Annotated in this window: 16 protein-coding genes and 1 riboswitch; of the genes, 5 read left to right on the top strand and 11 right to left on the bottom strand. The window is 58.3% G+C overall.

Annotated features, from left to right (window positions below; translation table 11 throughout):
* Window positions 1-76: 76 nt before the first annotated feature.
* Both CPY64_RS06660 and CPY64_RS06655 read right to left on the bottom strand, forming a co-directional pair.
* On the bottom strand, window positions 77-463 hold the full coding sequence (locus tag CPY64_RS06660) for a hypothetical protein (RefSeq protein WP_042479963.1): 387 nt from the start codon (window positions 461-463) through the stop codon (window positions 77-79).
* A 156-nt stretch (window positions 464-619) separates the two neighbouring features.
* Entirely contained in the window at window positions 620-874 is a 255-nt protein-coding gene (locus tag CPY64_RS06655) for a hypothetical protein (protein ID WP_042479962.1), read from the bottom strand.
* A gap of 94 nt (window positions 875-968) precedes the next feature.
* Here CPY64_RS06655 and CPY64_RS06650 point away from each other — a divergent pair, with 94 nt between their 5' ends.
* Complete coding sequence (locus tag CPY64_RS06650) at window positions 969-1754, top strand: AraC family transcriptional regulator (RefSeq protein ID WP_042479960.1); 786 nt, start codon at window positions 969-971, stop codon at window positions 1752-1754.
* 94 nt (window positions 1755-1848) lie between these two features.
* Complete coding sequence (locus CPY64_RS06645) at window positions 1849-2817, top strand: LysR family transcriptional regulator (RefSeq protein WP_193216156.1); 969 nt, start codon at window positions 1849-1851, stop codon at window positions 2815-2817.
* A 4-nt stretch (window positions 2818-2821) separates the two neighbouring features.
* On the opposite strand, the gene CPY64_RS06640 is transcribed toward CPY64_RS06645, so the two are convergent.
* From CPY64_RS06640 to CPY64_RS06625, 4 genes are all read right to left on the bottom strand, one after another.
* Window positions 2822-3754, bottom strand: coding sequence for an NAD(P)H-dependent flavin oxidoreductase (locus CPY64_RS06640; protein WP_042479958.1), 933 nt, complete (start codon window positions 3752-3754; stop codon window positions 2822-2824).
* A 3-nt stretch (window positions 3755-3757) separates the two neighbouring features.
* Window positions 3758-4303, bottom strand: coding sequence for a cytochrome b (locus tag CPY64_RS06635; protein ID WP_042479956.1), 546 nt, complete (start codon window positions 4301-4303; stop codon window positions 3758-3760).
* A gap of 63 nt (window positions 4304-4366) precedes the next feature.
* Complete coding sequence (locus CPY64_RS06630; RefSeq protein ID WP_042479954.1) at window positions 4367-6043, bottom strand: cation acetate symporter; 1677 nt, start codon at window positions 6041-6043, stop codon at window positions 4367-4369.
* Window positions 6040-6342, bottom strand: coding sequence for a DUF485 domain-containing protein (locus CPY64_RS06625; protein ID WP_042482037.1), 303 nt, complete (start codon window positions 6340-6342; stop codon window positions 6040-6042). Before CPY64_RS06625 ends, CPY64_RS06630 begins: the two co-directional genes overlap by 4 nt.
* Before the next feature lie 431 nt (window positions 6343-6773).
* On the opposite strand from CPY64_RS06625, the gene CPY64_RS06620 reads away from it, so the two are divergent.
* The 3 genes from CPY64_RS06620 to CPY64_RS06610 all read left to right on the top strand — a co-directional run bounded on the left by CPY64_RS06620 (window position 6774) and on the right by CPY64_RS06610 (window position 10039).
* A complete protein-coding gene (locus CPY64_RS06620) occupies window positions 6774-8291 on the top strand; it encodes a CoA-acylating methylmalonate-semialdehyde dehydrogenase (protein WP_042479951.1) in 1518 nt (505 codons plus the stop codon).
* 92 nt (window positions 8292-8383) lie between these two features.
* The gene (gene hmpA / locus CPY64_RS06615) at window positions 8384-9568 is read left to right on the top strand and encodes an NO-inducible flavohemoprotein (RefSeq protein WP_042479949.1); all 1185 of its coding nucleotides are present in this window, start codon (window positions 8384-8386) and stop codon (window positions 9566-9568) included.
* An 81-nt stretch (window positions 9569-9649) separates the two neighbouring features.
* Window positions 9650-10039 carry a tautomerase family protein gene (locus CPY64_RS06610; RefSeq protein WP_042479946.1) on the top strand — a complete coding sequence of 130 codons (390 nt, stop codon included), beginning with the start codon at window positions 9650-9652 and terminating at the stop codon, window positions 10037-10039.
* Window positions 10040-10054: 15 nt separating this feature from the next.
* Here the strand turns inward: CPY64_RS06610 and CPY64_RS06605 are convergent, their stop codons facing one another.
* The 5 genes from CPY64_RS06605 to CPY64_RS06585 form a co-directional block, all read right to left on the bottom strand.
* On the bottom strand, window positions 10055-11488 hold the full coding sequence (locus tag CPY64_RS06605) for an efflux transporter outer membrane subunit (RefSeq protein WP_226791342.1): 1434 nt from the start codon (window positions 11486-11488) through the stop codon (window positions 10055-10057).
* A 9-nt stretch (window positions 11489-11497) separates the two neighbouring features.
* Window positions 11498-12427: an HlyD family secretion protein gene (locus CPY64_RS06600; RefSeq protein ID WP_042479944.1), complete on the bottom strand. Its 930-nt coding sequence runs from the start codon at window positions 12425-12427 to the stop codon at window positions 11498-11500.
* Window positions 12420-12614, bottom strand: coding sequence for a DUF1656 domain-containing protein (locus CPY64_RS06595; RefSeq protein ID WP_042479943.1), 195 nt, complete (start codon window positions 12612-12614; stop codon window positions 12420-12422). Before CPY64_RS06595 ends, CPY64_RS06600 begins: the two co-directional genes overlap by 8 nt.
* Window positions 12604-14631, bottom strand: a complete 2028-nt coding sequence (locus CPY64_RS06590; protein WP_226791341.1) for an FUSC family protein — start codon at window positions 14629-14631, stop codon at window positions 12604-12606. The genes CPY64_RS06595 and CPY64_RS06590 overlap by 11 nt, the downstream gene beginning before the upstream one ends.
* 198 nt (window positions 14632-14829) lie before the next feature.
* Complete coding sequence (locus tag CPY64_RS06585) at window positions 14830-15762, bottom strand: LysR family transcriptional regulator (protein ID WP_042479936.1); 933 nt, start codon at window positions 15760-15762, stop codon at window positions 14830-14832.
* A 132-nt stretch (window positions 15763-15894) separates the two neighbouring features.
* A riboswitch (TPP riboswitch) is annotated at window positions 15895-16013 on the top strand.
* The last annotated feature ends 1 nt before the right edge of the window (window position 16014 follow it).

Here is a 16014-nt window from a genome sequence, read left to right as displayed (position 1 = left end):
GCCTCCAGCCGGCCGCCCTCGCCCCCAGCTCATGACTTGGGCTGATAGCGCCTCTGGCAAGCGCGTCGCCTGCCATTTAGCGGGCCAGCAAACGGCTGGCTTCAAGCCGTGCTTCGCCCTCATCCACAACAAAACTGAATTGCAGGCCCAGCACCCGGCCCAAGGTCTGTTGCGCCAGACGTGCTGCAGCGGGAATGGCCCGCCCCTTGCTGATCACCACCATGCCAGCGCACAAGTCCTTCAAGCGCTGCTTGTTCTGCTTGAAGAACAAGGCACGTTGCTTGCGATCTTCGTGGCTTTCTTCATGGGCATGTTTCTCCCCGCCCAGCCTGTCAGTCAGCAAGACAAAGCGTTGGCCTCGACTCAACAAGGCCTCCAGTTGATCCTGCGCTTGTTGCGGCGTTTGCGGCGTGCTGTGTTCTCTTAGAAACACCAATGGAAACTGCGTGTCATCAAGCTGCATGAACGGCTCCTTACCATCAAAAAAGACAGCCACTATCAAAGCGGCGCACGCCTAAATATGGGACGCCTCCAAAGGCCCGGCTCAAGCCGCCGGGCCAATACAAGCAAGCGGTGCCGCGCAGCAAATACGGTCGCACCGTAACGCCTTCACTTCTCATCACAGTCTGGACTCCACAAAATCGCGCAGTTGGGGATCTCGAATCTCCAGCGCATCAAACAGGCCCAAAGCTTTCAAGGCGGGCAAGGCCGCCACAATATCGTTCAAGGCGCGCTGTCGTTCCGCATCGCTGACATCAGGCTGACGCAAGGCCGCTGCATTGGCCAGAAACGCGCCCACCGTGCCTTTACGAATGGTGGTGCCATTGATCTGAACTTCACTGGCGTGATCGGGAAGAATGTCGTGTGCTTTCATCTCAGTTCCTTTTTGACTTGCTTGCTGCTCAGTTTAAGCAGAAAATATTTGGCATATGGACAACAAATCAGCCATTAAATAGCAGAATTACGCCATGAAAGATGAGCATGAGCTGCATGCCCTGGTCACGGCACCGGGCGATCCAATCATGATTGCGGCCGCAGGACACTACAACAAAGAGCTGGCCTCACAAGCCCATCAACATGCTCGTGGGCAGCTGTTTGGTTCTTTCCGCGGCCTGCTCTCGATTGGAGTGGAGGATGCCGTCTGGGTAGTGCCGGCCATTCACGCCGTCTGGCTGCCCCCCAACACCTTGCACTCAGGGCAATCCCACGGCCCCTTCCATGGCTGGAGCGTATTTATCGCCGAGTCTGCCTGCCAGGACCTCCCCAAACAGGCTTGCACGATCCGCATGTCCGGCCTGCTGCGCGAGGCTGTCCTGCGTGCCAGCTCCTGGAAACCTGCGCTCGCTACTCCCTTGACGGATACTCAGGCCCACATCGCGGCCGTCATCCTGGATGAAATTCGTACCCTGCCCGTCGAGCCGTTTGGGCTTCCCCTGCCCCAGGACCCGCGCTTGCAACGCATTGCCCGCGCCCTGATTGCCGACCCCAGCAACAATCAAGGCATGGAGCATTGGGCCGACTGGGCGGCCGTCAGCCTGCGCACCTTAAGTCGCCGTTTCGTGACAGAAACCGGCTTTAACTTCACCGCCTGGCGGCAACGCGCCCGCCTGATGCGCTCCCTGGAAATGCTGGCAGCCGGTGAGCCGGTTGCCACTATTGCCTACGATCTGGGTTATTCCAGCCCCAGCGCCTTTATCAGCCTGTTCCGGCGCAGCTTTGGGCACACTCCGGCCAGCTACCGCAGCCAACTGTGAGCCCTAACCCTAAAGCGCTTTACGACTGCCAATGAATGCCATAAAGTGATGGAATAAAAATTCAAACATCACTTTTAGACATAGGATGGCCGACATGGAAATGCGCCAATTACGGATTTTTTGTGCCGTTGCCGAGCACGGCAGCTTTACGGCCGCTGCCCAGAAGGTGCACACCGTGCAATCCAACGTCACCATGCGCATCAAAGAGCTGGAGGCCGAACTGGAGCAGCAATTGTTCATACGCCAGAAAAGCGGCGTGGTGCTGACTCCGGCCGGCCATACCTTTCTGGCCTACGCCCGCCGTATCCTGCAGTTGACCGATGAAAGCCGTGTCGCCCTGCAAGACACCGGCACTCCCAGTGGTCTGCTGCGTCTGGGTTCCATGGAAACCACGGCCGCCATCCGTCTGCCCCAGGTTCTGACCCAATACCGCGAAAGCTACCCCCAGGTTCAGCTGTCCTTGCAAACCGGCACCACGGCCGAGCTGATCAAGGCCATTGAGACCCATCAGCTCGACGGTGCTTTTGTCGGTGGCTTTCATCAAAACGCGGCCCTGACTCAAGAAGAAGTATTTGAAGAAGAGCTGGTGCTGGTCAGCAGCAAAACAGTGGAATCCCTGCCTGCCCTGATCGAAAAAATCCCCCAACAAACGGTTCTGGTGTTCAGGACAGGCTGCTTTTACCGCTCCACGCTGGAACACTGGTTTTATCAGGCCGGGCTGGTGCCCAACCAGATCATGGAAATGGGCACACTGGACGGCATTCTGTCCTGCGTGGCCTCGGGCATGGGCATTACCCTGTTGCCCAAAGCCATCGCCCAGAACGGCAGCTTGCGCCTGCCCGTGCAATGCCACGAACTGCCGCCTGAAGTGGCGCGGGTGAAAACCGTGTTTATCCGTCGTGCCGACGCGAATCCTGGCTCGGCCCTGCGCAGCTTTGTGGCCCTGGCTCAAGCGCAATTCGCCCAATTGCCCAAACTGGATCAAGGCGAGGCTGAACTGCCTGCTCTGACGGGTCAGCCTGTGGGTCTGCCCAGCAGCGCCGCACAGGCTTTGCCGCAGTAAAGCGTTAGGACAGACCCAAAGCCAGTTCCGCGACCCGTTCTGCCGCTGGCACAATGCTGTGGATCTTGCCCACGCCCTGACCAGCATACAAAGACAGTTTCCTGGCCATTCGGTCCTTATCAATCGCCCGCGCCCCGCCCCCGACCAGACGCAGCACATTCCACTTGTCGCGGTTGGGAATGACGCGATGCGGGGTGCCATAGGTCCAACCAAAGGAATAGCCGGTGCGATATTCCGTATCGTCCGTGCTGGCTTCCAGAATCTTTTGCTTGTAGAGCGGGTGCGCATTGGACTCCTCGCTGGCCAGAAAGGCCGTGCCCACCAGTACGCCGGAAGCCCCCAGACTCATGGCCGCCCTGACATCCTGGCGGGTAGTAATCCCACCTGCCGCCAGTACAGGACGGCCTTGCGCACAGTCCAGAATTGCGGGTAACAACGACATCAGGCCAATGGTGCCGCGATTCAGGTGGCCACCACCCTCGCTACCTTGGGCGACGATAATGTCGGCCCCATGCGCAATCGCTTTGCGAGCCAAGGCCGCCGTGCCGGTTTGTACCATCACGATCATGCCGGCGTCTTTTGCACGGGGAATCATGTCGGCGGAATAGTCCTCGGCATAAAACAGCGAGAGGATGCGGGGCCGCTCCTGCAAGATCACTTGAAACTGGGCCTCGAACACCTCCGGGCCACCAAACTGCGGCACCACATTTACCCCGAAAGGCTGGTCCGTCAGTGCCCTGGTTTCCCGCAGCCATTTACGCAGCATCAAGGGAGCCAGACGCAAGCCGCCCAGCACACCGAACCCGCCTGCATTCGCTACCGCCGCCGTCAATTGCGGCCCGGAAATCGCAGCCATGCCCGCCAGAAAAATCGGATACTGCACACCGCACATTTCCGTGATGACATTGCCCGCAAAGTCTCGATTTGCTTCGCTCATGATTTACAACTCCACCTGTTTGCCCAGCATGCGCCGCAGGGCCAGATTCTTCAGTACAAAATGGTTTTTGAAAGCCCCGAAAAGGTGCAAGGCCAGCCCCGCCAAAAAAGCTGTGGCGCCAATATTGAACAGCACATCGACCACGGCTTTGACCTGCGCATTCGGGCTGATCAAGGTAGGCAAAGCCAGGCCACCAGGCAGCTCCACCGCTACGCCAGCCGCCGCACGGGACAGCCAGACAGCGACTGGCAGCAGCACCATCGCCAAGGCCAAGGCTGTCGCCACGGAACGGGCCACAATCACTTCCACCGGATTGGGCGAACCCACTGGCAAAGGGTGAAAAGACGTCACCCGCGCCCAGAAGCGGTAGATGGAAATCAGGAACAGCAGCATCCCCAGCAGATTTTGCAGATGCACCAGCCGCGCCTCACCGGGGCTTTGGGCAATGGCCACCCCCAAGCCCAGAATGGAAAACAGCAAGGCCGCTACAAGCCAGTGCAGCACAATAGTGATGGGCGAGAACCTGAGTCCGTTGTCTCGCAATTGCATGATTACCTCCTTGAAAAGGTCACCGGGGGCAAGCCCCCTGCGGTGACACGCTGATAGTGATACTTAGTGATTCACCAGACCCGACGCCCCAATGCCGGTATGCGCCCGCACAAACTGATCCTCGAAACGGGCTTGCTCCAGCGCTGCCTGGGCGCTGCGGTCGGTCACCGAGCCCAGCCAGGTAAAGAAGAACGCTACGTTCATGGAAATAATGGCGGGATAGTCATAGGGGAAAATCGCCTGCTCATTGCCCAGCACCTTGACCCAGACAGCCGGTGACAAAATCACCAGACCAACGGCACTCAACAGCCCAGCCACGCCACCGATCAAGGCACCGCGCGTGGTCAAACCCTTCCAGAACATGGACAAGGCCAGAATCGGGAAATTGACGGACGCCGCGACCCCGAAGGTCAGCGCCACCAGAAAGGCAATGTTTTGATCCTTGAACAAGATGCCCAGCACCACAGCCAGCACACCCAGGCAAACCGAGGCAATCTTGGAGACGCGGCGTTCCTTGGCCGGGTCCACCTGATTTTTCTTGATGACCATGGCGTACAAGTCATGGGAGATGGCCGAGGTTCCGGCCATGGTCAGCCCCGCGACCACCGCCAGAATCGTGGCGAAGGCAACGGCAGACAAAAAACCCAGAAACAGATCGCCGCCCAAGGCTTTGGCCAGGTGCATGACGGGCATATTGCCGCCACCAATCAAAGTGCCACCTAACTGGCCACCTTCATAAAAGCTCGGGTCCTGGCCCACGATCACAATTGCTGCCATGCCCAGCACGCCCACAATCAAGAAGAAAAAGCCGATAAAGCCGGTTGCGACAAAAACGGATTTACGTGCCTGCTTGGCATCAGGAACGGTGAAAAAGCGCATCAGAATATGCGGCAAACCGGCAGTCCCGAATACCAGACCAATCGACAGCGAGATCATGGCAATCGGGTCGGAAACCAGCTTGCTGGGCAGCAAAATGGCCGCACCGTTCTTGTGAACCTCCACCGCTTTCACAAACAAGGCATCCAGCGAAAAACCAAAGCGACTCAAGGCCAGAACCGCCAGCAAGGTGCCACCCAGCAGCAAGAGCACAGCCTTGATGATCTGCACCCACGTCGTGGCTACCATGCCGCCAAAGGTCACGTAGATCACCATCAGCAAACCCACGGCAATCACGGCATGGTTGTATTGCAGGCCGAACAGCAATTGAATCAACTGCCCGGCTCCCACCATCTGCACCACCAGATAAAAACAGACCACGGTTAAGGAACCAAAGGCCATCAAGGTACGGATACGGTTCTGGTCCAAACGGAAAGAGCTGATGTCGGCAATCGTGATGCGGCCCAGATTGCGAATACGCTCGGCAAACAGGAACAGCAACAAAGGCCAGGCCACGAAAAAGCTGATGGCATAAATCATGCCGTCGTAGCCGTTAAAGAAAATCATGCTGGTCAGGCCCAGCAAGGCGGCGGCAGACATATAGTCTCCGGCCAGGGCCAAACCATTCTGAAAGCCCGTTACCCCGCCCCCGGCGGTGTAAAAGTCGTCCATGGATTTGGTCTTGGAAGCGGCCCAATAAGTGATGCCCAAGGTGCCAAGCACAAAGGCCAGGAACATCACAATGGCCGTGATATTGATGGGCTGCTTGTGCACCTCCTGCAAAGCAGCCGGGTCCGCTTGCACGGCAAAGGCCAGACCAGATAAAGCAAGCAGAACAGCAATGGAAGAAAGGCGGCGCATCATTTGGCCCTCTTCAGAATCAAGGCCGTCAGGGCATCAAACTCGCCATTGGCACGTCGGATATACAAGCCCGTCAGCAACCAGGTGCCCAGAATCAAGGCAAAGCCCAGCGGCCAGCCCACATTGATAATGCTATTTGCCGACAGCGTGGTCGCCAGCAGCTGCGGCGCAAAACTGGCGACCAGAATAAAGGCGTAGTACGGCAGCAAAGTCAGCGCCGTCAACCAAGCTACAAAATGGCGTCTGCGTCGGACCAGTTCCTTGAATTGCGGCTGTTGCCGGATACCGGCCAGGGTTGTCATGGTGTTCACGTTGTCTCCTGAAGGCGTGTGGATGAATTTGTGTCACAGCGGCCTCAGAACCTTGGCTCTGCCACAGACCGCCGCTTATGTGCCTTGAAGATAGGCGCAGCCATAGATCAAGTAAAATGATGAATCCTGATGATTAAAATCTCTTTCCGTGATTTATAAACAGGCCATTCCCCTCGCGCCGCCAAGCTGCTGGCTTGTGGCCTCTTGGTCTCAAAGCCGCCCGGCACCGGCTCCTGCCAACATTCAGTCCGTGATTAGGGTAAATCTCAGGCCCATCTGAGCCGCCCTTGGATAGATCGTCTTTCGATTCATTATTAATGATCCATCGAATCACTATTCATCATTTTACATGATTCATTCAGTCTTCTATCTTCCCTACAGATAGCTCTGCTTTCCAGACATCAAACAAGGAGACTGAAACCATGACTCACCCTGCTGTCCATATCGATCACTATATAAATGGCCACATCGTGCCTGGCACATCGGGCCGCCACCTGGAGGTGACCAACCCGGCTACCGGCACCGTCACCGGCCATGTGGCGCTGGCCACCCATGCTGAAGTTGACGAGGCGGTTCAGGCCGCAGCGCAGGCTTTCCCTAAATGGGCCGACACCCCGCCCATTCGCCGTGCCCGAGTCATGTTCAAGTTTCTGCAATTGCTCAATGAACATAAGGACGAGCTGGCCCATCTGATTACTGCCGAGCATGGCAAGGTCTTTACTGACGCCCAGGGTGAAGTGGCACGCGGCATTGATATTGTGGAATTTGCGTGTGGCATCCCGCAGCTGCTGAAAGGCGATTACACCGAACAGGTTTCCAGCAATATCGACAACTGGACCCTGCGCCAGCCTTTGGGTGTAGTGGCCGGAGTCACCCCCTTCAACTTCCCCGTCATGGTGCCCATGTGGATGTTCCCGGTTGCCATCGCAGCCGGAAATACCTTTGTCCTTAAACCCAGCCCGACTGACCCCAGCCCCTCGCTGTTCATTGCCAATTTGTTCAAGCAAGCTGGTCTGCCCGATGGCGTCTTCAATGTGGTGCAAGGCGATAAGGAAGCAGTCGATGCCCTGCTGGAGCACCCGCAAGTACAGGCGGTGAGCTTTGTCGGCTCCACCCCGATTGCGAACTACATCTACGAAACCGGCGCCCGTCACGGCAAGCGCGTGCAAGCCCTGGGCGGTGCCAAGAACCATATGGTGGTGATGCCAGACGCGGACATCGACCAGGCCGTAGATGCCTTGATTGGCGCAGGCTACGGCTCCGCAGGCGAGCGCTGCATGGCCATCAGCGTGGCGGTATTGGTCGGTGATGTGGCTGACAAGCTCATCCCCAAACTGATCGAGCGTACGAAAACCCTGAAAGTGCTGAACGGGGAAAACCTGGCCGCCGAAATGGGTCCCATTGTGACCCGTGCCGCACACGAACGTATCTCCAACTACATCGCGCTGGGCGTACAGGAAGGCGCACAACTGCTGGTCGATGGCCGTCACTTCCAGGGCAGCCAGGCCGGTGAAGGCTGCGAGGACGGTTTCTGGATGGGTGGCACCTTGTTTGATGGCCTGACTCCGGACATGCGCATCTACAAAGAAGAAATCTTTGGGCCGGTACTGGGTTGCCTGCGCGTGGCAGACCTGAGACAAGCCGTGGACCTGATCAATGCCCATGAATTCGGCAATGGCGTGGCCTGCTTTACCCGCGACGGCAATGTGGCCCGCGAGTTTGCGCGCCGCATCCAGGTCGGCATGGTGGGGATCAATGTCCCGATTCCGGTGCCTATGGCCTGGCACGGTTTTGGTGGCTGGAAAAAGAGCCTGTTTGGCGACATGCACGCCTATGGAGAAGAAGGAGTCCGCTTTTACACCAAGCAGAAATCCATCATGCAGCGCTGGCCAGAAAGCATCGCCAAAGGCGCGGAATTTGTGATGCCCACTGCACAGTAAACACGGCCACCACTCATCCGCCAGCTAGTCCGGCAGCAGGTGCCCCTGCTGCCAACGCTTCCTGTTTCACCCTCTTTACCCTTTTGATTCTTATGCTGACAGACGCTCAACGCGACATCATCAAGGCCACCGTGCCGCTGCTGGAAACCGGCGGCGAAGCCTTGACCACCCATTTTTATGAATTGATGCTGCGCGACTATCCACAGGTGCGCCCCCTGTTCAACCAGGCCCATCAAGCCAGCGGCACCCAGCAACGCGCCCTGGCCAATGGCGTGCTGACTTACGCCCGCCATATCGACCAACTGGAAGCCCTGGGCCCCTTGGCCAGCCAGATCGTCAACAAACACGTTGCCCTGCAAATCCAGCCCGAGCACTACCCGATTGTGGGCACTTGCCTGCTGCAAGCCATACGCGAAGTCCTGGGCGAGAACGTCGCGACCAATGAGGTCATAGACGGCTGGGCGGCCGCCTACCAGCAACTGGCGGATTTGCTGATCGAAGCTGAACGTCTGATTTACGACGATATGGCCACCGCCCCCGGCGGCTGGCGGGGCGCACGCGCCTTTCAGGTGATACGCAAAGTCCCTGAAAGCCAGGAGATCACCTCCTTTTATCTGGAGCCGGTTGACGGCAAACCCGTACTGAACTTCAAGCCCGGCCAATACATAGGCCTGTGCCTGAAGGTCAACGGTGAAGAAATTCGCCGCAACTACTCCCTGTCTGCAGCCCCCAATGGGCGCAGCTACCGCATCAGCGTCAAGCGCGAAGCCCGTGGTCTGGCCTCCAACTTTCTGCACGATCAGATCCAGAAAGGCGACACGCTGGACCTGTTCCCACCCGCCGGACAGTTCAGCTTGCGTCACAACGACAGGCATCAGGTTTTCATCAGTGGTGGCGTCGGCATTACCCCCACCCTGGCCATGGTGGAGGCGGCCTTGCAGACCGAGCGTCCCATCACCTTTATCCACTACGCCCGCAATGTGCACGTCCACGCCTTTGCCAACCAGCTCACCACCTGGGCGAACCGTTACCCGCGTTTTCAGGCTTATGTGGTGTACGAAGAACACACAGCCCTATCCGGGCCGCAGCCCCATGCCATAGGCCGCCCTACAGCTACGCAACTGAGCCAATGGCTGCCCTGTGACGGCCAGTTCGATGCCTATTACCTGGGCCCCAAACCCTTTATGACCTTGATCAGACGCACTCTGCGCGATCTGGGCCTGCCCGACGAACAAAGCCATTACGAGTTCTTTGGCCCCGCCGAGGACCTGAACTGATACAGAGCCATCCACTTTGGCCTGCGTGTCGAGTGGATGGCCTGCCCGATTTCCCTGCACTCTCATCAAGAATGAACCATCATGCCACTACTGAAATTTGATCTGATCCAAGGCCGCAACGACGAAGAACTGCGCCTGCTGTTGGACACCGCGCATCAAGCCATGGTGCAAGCCTTTGATGTTCCCGCCAGCGACCGCTACCAGTGCGTGACCCAGCATCGTCCCGGCGAGCTGATACTGGAAGACACTGGCCTGGGCTACCCGCGTAGCGACAAGGTGGTACTGCTGCACATCGTGTCCCGCCCCCGCAGCGAGATCCAGAAAGTCCAGTTCTACCGCTTGCTGGCAGAACGGTTGGAACAGAACTGTGGTGTGTCGCCCAATGACCTGATCATCGCTCTGGTAGAAAACAGCGATGCAGACTGGTCCTTCGGGCGTGGGCGAGCGCAGTTTTTGACGAGGGAGCTGTAATCCGGCGGCTGTGCATCAGCTTTCCTGCCAACCAGCTCCCAAGGATTTATACAGTGCAATAGCAGCCAGCACCTCGTCCCACTGGCTAAGCGTCAAAGCATCTCGTGCCTGATTGGCGCTACGTTGTGCCACCAGAATCGGCAAATAGGCGCTTAAACCGGCTTTATACAGTTGCGTCGCGTGCTCCAAAGCCTGTTCACTATTGAGCAGTGCGGCCTGCAAGGACTGCTGACGTTGTACCTGACTGTGCAGGGAGGTCAAGGCATCTTCCACTTCCCGCAAAGCCAGGTGCACATCACGCTTATAAACCAGTTCAGCAGCCTGCGCCTTCGCTTGTGCCGCTTCAATGCCCGATTGCGCACGGCCACCGTCATACAGGCTGTGCTCCGCTTGTAGCCCTGCCGTCCACAACAGGCTGGCACTGGAAAAGATGTCGTGAATCACGCTGACAGCAGTCCCTATTCCCAAGGGAATTCGGAACGTCGGAAAGCGTTGTGCCTCTGCTTGACCTATATGTGCCGTGGCCGCAGCCAAACGCCGTTCATCTGCTCGCAAGTCTGGCCGGGAGCGAATCAGATCCGAGGGAAGGAACGCAGGCAGTTGCGGCGGCACGGGCAAGGCAGGCGCGGTTTGCGTCAGAACGGCATGCCAATCACCCGGAAAACCGCCTGCCAGCACCCCAATGCTATGGCTAAAACGGGCAATGTCGGCTTCCAGTACAGGAAGCTGCGCCTGTGCCATTTCGCGCTCGGCTCTGGCCTGCAAAAGTTCAGACTGGCGAGCCAACCCGCGACGCCGAGATTGCTCCACCAACTGTTCGGTGTCACGCAGGTTGCGTACATTGTCCCTGGCAATATCCAGCCGTCTTTGTGTCGCCCGCAAACCGGCATAATGGCTGACCAGCTCGGCAATCAAGCTGACCTGCAAGGCACCGTGGTCCTGCGCCAACGCTTCAATACCAGCATCGGCGGCCTCTATCGCCCGGCGAGTGCCACCAAACAAGTCCAGCTCCCAGCTGGCATCCAGCCCCAACTGCCAGCTGCGAAACTCCCCTCCGGGCGGCGAGTCCAGAGCTTTACTATTGCGGCGCGCCTGCCCCGAGGCCCCGGCTGATACCTGAGGGCCAAGATCAGCTGCAATCTGGCCGCGTTCAGCCTTGGCCTGCCTCAAACGAGCCACCGCAATATCCAGATCCTGATTACGGCTTAACGCTCTTTCCACCAGCGCATCCAGCGTCGGGTCCTGGAATTGCTGCCACCAGCGACGCAAGCTGTCCGGATCCTGCCTGGCAAAGCCTGTTTGTTCATGCAGCCACGCAGGGGGAAGCGGCTGTTTGGGCTCCACATAATCCGGGCCTACCGTCGCGCAAGCGGACAAACTCAGGAGCAGCAGCACATAGGGTAAAAAGCGACGTGCGTGGTGACGTTCAGGCATCAAAAAATTATCCATGCCCACCTCTTAAAGCCAGCGCTGCAAAAAGGAACTGATGCGGCCTTGTGCACCGCCCGCATCCAACGCGGAGCCGACGGCCACACTGCCTGTCATCCCGGCCGCCAGCAACACATCCGCCGGCAGATCATCAAACTCCACCCGTACCGGAATCCGTTGCGCTAAACGAATCCAGCTGAAGTTGGGCTCCACGCTGGGCAAGCCCTGCGCATCCGCTTGCTGATTGGCATCGGTAATACCGCGCCCGATGCTACTGACATGGCCTGCTATCAAGCCTTCATAGCCCATCAAACGAATGCGTGCCTCCGCACCCGGCTGAATACCTTGCAGCTTGGTTTCTTCAAAATAACCCGTCATCCAGAAGCTATGGGCATCCAGCAAAGCCATATTGGCCTGCCCCGCCACCGCATAATCACCCGCGTTCAAACGCAGGCGGGTCACATAGCCATCAACAGGCGCGTACAGAACTGAACGCTCCAGGTCCAGCTTGGCCGCGTCCACAGCCAATTGCCGACTGCGCTGCTCGGCTTGGGCAATACGCACTGCGTGCTGGGCTTGCTGGATTTCTTCAGCAGGCAGCAGGCTTTCCATACCGCGACGGCGCTTGGCCTCTGCCGCCCTCTGGTTCAGGATGGCTGTTGCCGCCGCCAGTTCGGACTGCGCCTGTTCCAGCGCCAACTGAAAACGCACCGGGTCTAGGCGATACAAGACATCCCCCTTGTGAACCCGCTGATTATCGGTAACAGCCATCTCCCGCACCGTCCCCGAGACCTCGGGCGCGATACGCACAATTTGTGCGCTGACCCGGCCATCCCGTGTCCAGGGCGCACGCACATAGGCGTTCCACAAAGCCACCAACAAATAGGCTGTTATCAACAGCAAGAAGGCCGTCAGCACAAACCGGCTAACTGGCTTGATCAAAGCAGAAAATTTAGACATACAGAATCAAGGCCGAGACAAGGGACAAGGACAAGGCAAACTCAAACAAGGCCGGGTGCCAAACATGGCGCAACACGCCCGTGCGCACCAGCACGTAACGCAGCCCTAGATAGACAGGCACCGCCAGGCAGGCGTAGACAAAAAACGGCGGGACATACATGCCCGCCAGGGCAACTTCACTCAGCATGATCAGCACTTCCTGATTGAGGGGAAACAGATGCCGCGTGGCGCTCCAGCAGCATCGCAATATCCAGCAGCACAGCGGCCAGACGCAGGCCATCGTGCTGCGGCTCCGCCTCCCGGCACGGCACAGCCTGTGCAAGACGCCGGGCATGGCGCGCTGCCAAACGGGGTTGATCAGCCCGGCGAGCCATATGACGCAAGGTGGTTTTCAAGGACTGGGACACATGGGCAGGCACCTGGGCTTGTCGTGCATACGACTGCAAGCGCAGCAGTTCCCAGCCCAGATGCACGCTGTCCAGAGCCTGCGACAAGGCTTGCTGCATTTGCGCAGGCTGCGCCTTTAATCCGGCTCCCAACTGCGCCAGGCGATGTTGCTGTCGCCAACGCCAGATCTGCGGCTGGAAACGCTTGCCACGCAACACCGCCAAGCTGTTCGCCCGAATACGCATTTGCAGACGGCTTAAATCCCGACTCAGTTTGCGAGGCCAAAACAGCTGGAAACCCAGCAAGGTAAAGAAGGTGCACAGCAACCAGGCCACAGACCCATTCACGAACAGTTCGAAGTCGTAATGCATGGGGTTGGATGGCGCTGCCAAGGTCGTAAACGACACCAGATAGGCCACGCCGACCATGGCGTGTTTGGGCACCGTGGTGGCATAAATGGCGGGTAACCAGAACAGCGCCAGCACAATCAGCAGCAGTGGCAAGCCTTCGATCAAAGGCAGGACCACAAAGGTGCATAAAAAGGCCGCCACAATAGAAATCGCAATGCCCTTGACGAACGCCATCGCCGCCGCAGGTGGATTGGGTGCTGGGGACAACAAGGCGCAGGCTGCCGCCAGACCGGCCAGCATCATATTGCCGTCCGTCCAGCCCGTCAGAATCCAGAATGCGCCCCCCAAGAGCACCGTCAACATGGCGCGAACCCCGTTTTCCAATGCCAGCGAGATATCCCGATAAAAAGGAATGGCGGGATATGTGCTTTGCGTGGGCAAACGATACAGAGCACGCAGGCTATCCAGGGCCGCCAGATAATCATCCAGCTGCTCAATCAGACGGTCCCCAGTAATCAGAAACGGGGCCGGTTCCGCCAGGCGCTCCAAAGGGCCAGTACTCAAGACTTCCTGCAAGCGGGCATGCAGCGGCATCAACACTGCACGGGCTCGCTCCAAACCGTCCGGGCCCTGTGAAACCAGTTGGGCAGCCTGCTTCCAGGCCTGCTCCCATTCTTGCCGCAAAGCCGCCAGTACGGGCATGGGAGTCAAGGTTTGCGGAAGCGGGCCCGCGCCTCCCAACATGGCGGAAAACAGGCAGGCAATGGCATGCCGCAAAGCGGTCGCCCGAGCGGCCAAATCGGCGGACTCCGCCTTGCCGACTGACAACAAATCATCCGCCCCGTACACATCCATCATCAATTGATGCCGTACACGCTCCTGGTCGCTCTCTGTCGTCGTGCACGCATGAAGGGCCGGCTCTCTGCGCGCCAGTACACGGGCCGTTTCCGAGGCCAGGCGCAATAACTGGGCCTGCAAGCGACTGCGTACGCTACGGGTACTGAACAAGGCAGACACCACGCCCAGGCACAGCACGCCCACCAGCACCGAGGAACCGCGCCCAATGACATGATCAAAGCTCAGTCGCGCTTGCCCCATGGCGCCGTATACCGCCAGGCCTACCGTATAGCCTGCCAAGGCCGCACCGTAAGACTTGTAGTGGCGCAGCAAACCCATGGCCATCACACACAGGCCCAGCCAGAACGCAAAACCCAGCAAGAACAGCCAAGGCTGCTGCCCGAAGGCACTCATCAACACAAAGGCGGCCAGCATTCCGACCAGGGTTCCCAGCACCCGCCAGGTTCCCTTGCCTATCACCGCCCCTTGCACCGGGTTGATCACCAGTAGCACGCTGGATGCGGCGGAAAACGGCGCATGCAGATCCAGCAAATAAGCTACCGACAAGGCCAGCCACGCGGCCAGAATGGAACGCAGGATGTAGCCTGCACGGGGGCTGGTGCTATCCACGGAACTGAGGGCCAGACCCATCCGAACAAGAAAGGCTGTCAGCCTGGAGGCAGACTGCGGTAAGGGACTGGCAGACGACACAAGGGGACTCTTTACAGTGATGAATGAAAATCACTATAAAAGTCCCCAACGCTTCCGAAAAGTGAATTTATTGCACTCACTCAAGTGCGTGTCACGCACTTGAAAAGCCACCTTGAATTACAGCTTGCTGCGTTTGGCCGCCTGCGCATCGTCCTCGGTACACAAGCGATGAATGGTTGTGCGTAACCATTGGTGGGCCGGATCTGTCTGCAGGCGCATATGCCAGGCCTGCACCAACATGGCTGTCTCCATGGGCACAGGCAAATCAAACACCCGGATCGCCAAGCCCGCCGCTTTGGCACTGCTTGCCAGATGCTTGGGCAGCGGCAGCAAAAGATCGGAATCATGCAAGGCGAACAGCGCGGTGTAGGGATTGGACACCACCAAAGCCACATTGCGCTGCAAGCCACTGGCCTGCAACAAGGCGTCCAGGTTGGATCGGCCCTTGCCCCGCCGCGACACATTAATATGGTCCCAGCGCACAAAGCGTTCCAGCGAAATGTCTTCGTCGAAGATAGGATGGTGCTCCCGCGCGACACCCACAAAATGCGTCGTGAACAAGGGCTGTACATGAATATCCGGGGCCAGCTTGCGTGAGGCGCTGATGAACAGGTCAATACGGCCACTCCGCAAGGCGTCGTCATCCATATCGTCCTCTTCGGGAGACAGACGCAGCATGGCTTTGGGCATTTCCTTGGCCATTGCCTCCAGCAAATGACCCAGATGCACATTCACAAATTCGTCCGTCGCACGCACGTTGAAGCTGCGCTCCAGGGACAACAGATCAATCTCGGTATTGGAACTTAACACCTGGGTTGCCTGCTCCACCGCCGCCCGCACTTGTTCGCGCAAGGCATAGGCTCTGGGCGTAGGTAACAGCTTGCGCCCCACTTGCACAAACACGGGATCATCCAGCGTATCCCGAATGCGGCTCAAGGTTCGGCTCATGGCAGGCGGGCTCAGATTCATGCGCCGTGCCGCTCCCATGACGCTGCCTTCTTCCAGCAAGGCATCCAGTGCGAACAATAAATTCAGATCAGGGCGAGCCATAGTCAAAGCCTTTCATGGTTGCGTCAAACGGAATCGTAATGCCATTCAGATGATACTCAAAGCATGCACCCGCCTGCCATGTCTAGCTACGAAGACAGGTATACTCGCCCAGACCGTTTTTACAGGAACGGTCTTTTCACCGAGGGGAGCCTGGCGAGCAGGCTGAGAAACTGCCTGGCCAGATTGCACCGTAGTGACCCGTTGAACCTGATCCGGGTCATGCCGGCGAAGGGACGGGTATGTACCTGCTCG

Origin of the sequence: Alcaligenes faecalis (assembly GCF_002443155.1) — a bacterium.
In the GTDB taxonomy this organism is placed as follows: domain Bacteria; phylum Pseudomonadota; class Gammaproteobacteria; order Burkholderiales; family Burkholderiaceae_B; genus Alcaligenes; species Alcaligenes faecalis.
This window is presented reverse-complemented; position numbering and strand designations above follow the sequence as displayed.

Excerpts from the sequence above, each read along its gene's own strand:
- CPY64_RS06645 (WP_193216156.1), top strand. The coding sequence starts at position 1,849 with ATGGAAATGCGCCAATTACGGATTTTTTGTGCCGTTGCCGAGCACGGC.
- CPY64_RS06595 (WP_042479943.1), bottom strand. The coding sequence starts at position 12,614 with ATGCTGAGTGAAGTTGCCCTGGCGGGCATGTATGTCCCGCCGTTTTTT.
- CPY64_RS06630 (WP_042479954.1), bottom strand. The coding sequence starts at position 6,043 with ATGATGCGCCGCCTTTCTTCCATTGCTGTTCTGCTTGCTTTATCTGGT.
- CPY64_RS06650 (WP_042479960.1), top strand. The coding sequence starts at position 969 with ATGAAAGATGAGCATGAGCTGCATGCCCTGGTCACGGCACCGGGCGAT.
- CPY64_RS06655 (WP_042479962.1), bottom strand. The coding sequence starts at position 874 with ATGAAAGCACACGACATTCTTCCCGATCACGCCAGTGAAGTTCAGATC.
- CPY64_RS06620 (WP_042479951.1), top strand. The coding sequence starts at position 6,774 with ATGACTCACCCTGCTGTCCATATCGATCACTATATAAATGGCCACATC.
- CPY64_RS06635 (WP_042479956.1), bottom strand. The coding sequence starts at position 4,303 with ATGCAATTGCGAGACAACGGACTCAGGTTCTCGCCCATCACTATTGTG.
- CPY64_RS06605 (WP_226791342.1), bottom strand. The coding sequence starts at position 11,488 with ATGGATAATTTTTTGATGCCTGAACGTCACCACGCACGTCGCTTTTTA.
- hmpA (WP_042479949.1), top strand. The coding sequence starts at position 8,384 with ATGCTGACAGACGCTCAACGCGACATCATCAAGGCCACCGTGCCGCTG.
- CPY64_RS06660 (WP_042479963.1), bottom strand. The coding sequence starts at position 463 with ATGCAGCTTGATGACACGCAGTTTCCATTGGTGTTTCTAAGAGAACAC.
- CPY64_RS06585 (WP_042479936.1), bottom strand. The coding sequence starts at position 15,762 with ATGGCTCGCCCTGATCTGAATTTATTGTTCGCACTGGATGCCTTGCTG.
- CPY64_RS06610 (WP_042479946.1), top strand. The coding sequence starts at position 9,650 with ATGCCACTACTGAAATTTGATCTGATCCAAGGCCGCAACGACGAAGAA.
- CPY64_RS06640 (WP_042479958.1), bottom strand. The coding sequence starts at position 3,754 with ATGAGCGAAGCAAATCGAGACTTTGCGGGCAATGTCATCACGGAAATG.
- CPY64_RS06600 (WP_042479944.1), bottom strand. The coding sequence starts at position 12,427 with ATGTCTAAATTTTCTGCTTTGATCAAGCCAGTTAGCCGGTTTGTGCTG.
- CPY64_RS06625 (WP_042482037.1), bottom strand. The coding sequence starts at position 6,342 with ATGACAACCCTGGCCGGTATCCGGCAACAGCCGCAATTCAAGGAACTG.